We start from the raw sequence: 2,500 nt of genomic DNA, 5'->3' as shown, positions 1-2,500 counted from the left end.
TTGGTTTGGACTAATCCGATTTCGCTCGCCACTACTCTCGGAATCACTTTTGTTTTCTCTTCCTCCGCCTACTTAGATGTTTCAGTTCAGCGGGTTCGCCTCCTTGCGGATACTATGCCTTCAACATAGTGGGTTGCCCCATTCGGATATCCGCGGATCAATTCTCGTGTGCAGATCCCCGCGGCTTTTCGCAGCTTATCACGTCCTTCCTCGCCTCTGAGAGCCCAGGCATTCCCCATACGCCCTTCTTTTGCTTGTCGCACCTGTACATATGTACAAATGCCCTCGTAATCCTTTATTATATTCTATTCTACTTCGTGTTTCTTCTTTGACTTCGCAATGACGATAAAATCGTCATGCTCCGTCCCAATATGTCAATGAACTTTTGGCGGGCCGCCATCGGCAAATACAAAAAAATGCCGTCGACAGCTTTTACGCCCTTGTGGAGAATACCGGAGTCGAACCGGTGACCTCCTGCGTGCAAGGCAGGCGCTCTAGCCAGCTGAGCTAATTCCCCGTGGTTCCAGTGATCAGTTAACAGTTATCAGTTAACAGTACTATATAACGGTAACTCAACATCTAGAATTTCCTATTTTAATGAACGTTCAGCCATAGGGCTGATCCTCGTAGTCTCAGGCAGACTCGAACTGCCGACCTCTACATTATCAGTGTAGCGCTCTAACCAGCTGAGCTATGAGACTGTTTGGCCTAATTTGCCAGTATTTAAAAACATATTATAAGACAGCATAAAAGAAAAAAACAAGCACCACCAAGATACGGGACCCCATCGAAAGGTCCGTCTCTTCTCTAGAAAGGAGGTGTTCCAGCCGCACCTTCCGGTACGGCTACCTTGTTACGACTTAGCCCTAGTTACCGATTTTGCCCTAGGCCGCTCCTTACGGTGACGGACTTCAGGCACTCCCGGCTTCCATGGCTTGACGGGCGGTGTGTACAAGGCCCGGGAACGTATTCACCGGATCATGGCTGATATCCGATTACTAGCGATTCCAGCTTCACGGGGTCGAGTTGCAGACCCCGATCCGAACTGTGACCGGTTTTATAGATCCGCGCCCCCTTGCGGGGTGGCTTCCCTCTGTACCGGCCATTGTAGCACGTGTGTGGCCCAGGACGTAAGGGCCGTGATGATTTGACGTCGTCCCCACCTTCCTCACGGTTTGCACCGGCAGTCCCGTTAGAGTCCCCATCTTTACATGCTGGCAACTAACGGTAGGGGTTGCGCTCGTTATAGGACTTAACCTGACACCTCACGGCACGAGCTGACGACAACCATGCAGCACCTTGTAATATGTCCGAAGAAAAGTCTATCTCTAAACCTGTCATACTACATTTAAGCCCTGGTAAGGTTCCTCGCGTATCATCGAATTAAACCACATGCTCCACCGCTTGTGCGGGCCCCCGTCAATTCCTTTGAGTTTCATTCTTGCGAACGTACTCCCCAGGTGGGATACTTATCACTTTCGCTTGGCCGCCGAGACCGAGGTCCCGACAGCTAGTATCCATCGTTTACGGCGTGGACTACCGGGGTATCTAATCCCGTTCGCTACCCACGCTTTCGTCCATCAGCGTCAGTACGTTGTTAGTTACCTGCCTTCGCGATCGGTGTTCTATGTGATATCTATGCATTTCACCGCTACACCACATGTTCCGGCAACTCCACAACGACTCAAGACCTACAGTATCAAAGGCAGTCCCACGGTTGAGCCGTGGCCTTTCACCTCTGACTTATAGGCCCGCCTACGGACCCTTTAAACCCAATGATTCCGGATAACGCTCGGACCCTCCGTATTACCGCGGCTGCTGGCACGGAGTTAGCCGGTCCTTATTCTCATGGTACCGTCAAACACCTACACGTAGGTGCGTTTCTTCCCATGTAAAAGCAGTTTACAACCCATAGGGCAGTCATCCTGCACGCGGCATGGCTGGATCAGGCTCCCGCCCATTGTCCAATATTCCTCACTGCTGCCTCCCGTAGGAGTCTGGTCCGTGTCTCAGTACCAGTGTGGGGGATCCCCCTCTCAGGGCCCCTAACCATCGTTGCCTTGGTAAGCCGTTACCTCACCAACAAGCTAATGGTACGCATGGCCATCCCTGTCCGATAAATCTTTAACCAAAACAACATGTGTTGTCCCGGTACCATGGGGCATTAATCCAAATTTCTCTGGGCTATTCCCCTGACAGGGGCAGGTTCCATACGCGTTCCGCACCCGTGCGCCGGTCGTCGGCAGAGTGCAAGCACTCCCCGTTACCCCTCGACTTGCATGTGTTAGGCCTGCCGCTAGCGTTCATCCTGAGCCAGGATCAAACTCTTCATTGTAAAAAGTTAAATGTCATAAAACTTCACAATCAATAAAGGTCCCCCGCATCAAAATGGTTCTTGTCTAAAATTCTCTTTTACGCTGTCTATACAATATGTCAAATGAACTTCTCAATCTTACAAAGTGAGAAAAAAACCAGGTCAAACAACCCTCGCAATCCCCCC

At 50.9% G+C, this 2,500-nt stretch carries 2 tRNA genes and 2 rRNA genes (1 of these 4 cut by a window edge); all 4 read right to left on the bottom strand.

Going from position 1 to position 2,500, the window contains the following annotated elements:
• A 23S ribosomal RNA gene (locus CRO15_RS19550) occupies positions 1-261 on the bottom strand; it reaches 2,566 nt to the left of the window's first position.
• 182 nt (positions 262-443) lie between these two features.
• Positions 444-517: transfer RNA gene (locus CRO15_RS19545), tRNA-Ala, on the bottom strand.
• A gap of 110 nt (positions 518-627) precedes the next feature.
• A tRNA-Ile gene (locus CRO15_RS19540) sits at positions 628-701 on the bottom strand.
• 110 nt (positions 702-811) lie between these two features.
• Positions 812-2,335: ribosomal RNA gene (locus tag CRO15_RS19535) — 16S ribosomal RNA — on the bottom strand.
• The 16S and 23S rRNA genes sit together here with 2 tRNA genes alongside, the layout of an rRNA operon.
• Positions 2,336-2,500: the final 165 nt, after the last annotated feature.

Source organism: Flagellimonas pacifica, assembly GCF_900215465.1.
GTDB classification, from domain to species: domain Bacteria; phylum Bacteroidota; class Bacteroidia; order Flavobacteriales; family Flavobacteriaceae; genus Flagellimonas; species Flagellimonas pacifica.
The sequence above is the reverse complement of the archived record's forward strand: the minus strand, read 5'-3'. Positions and strand labels throughout refer to the sequence as shown.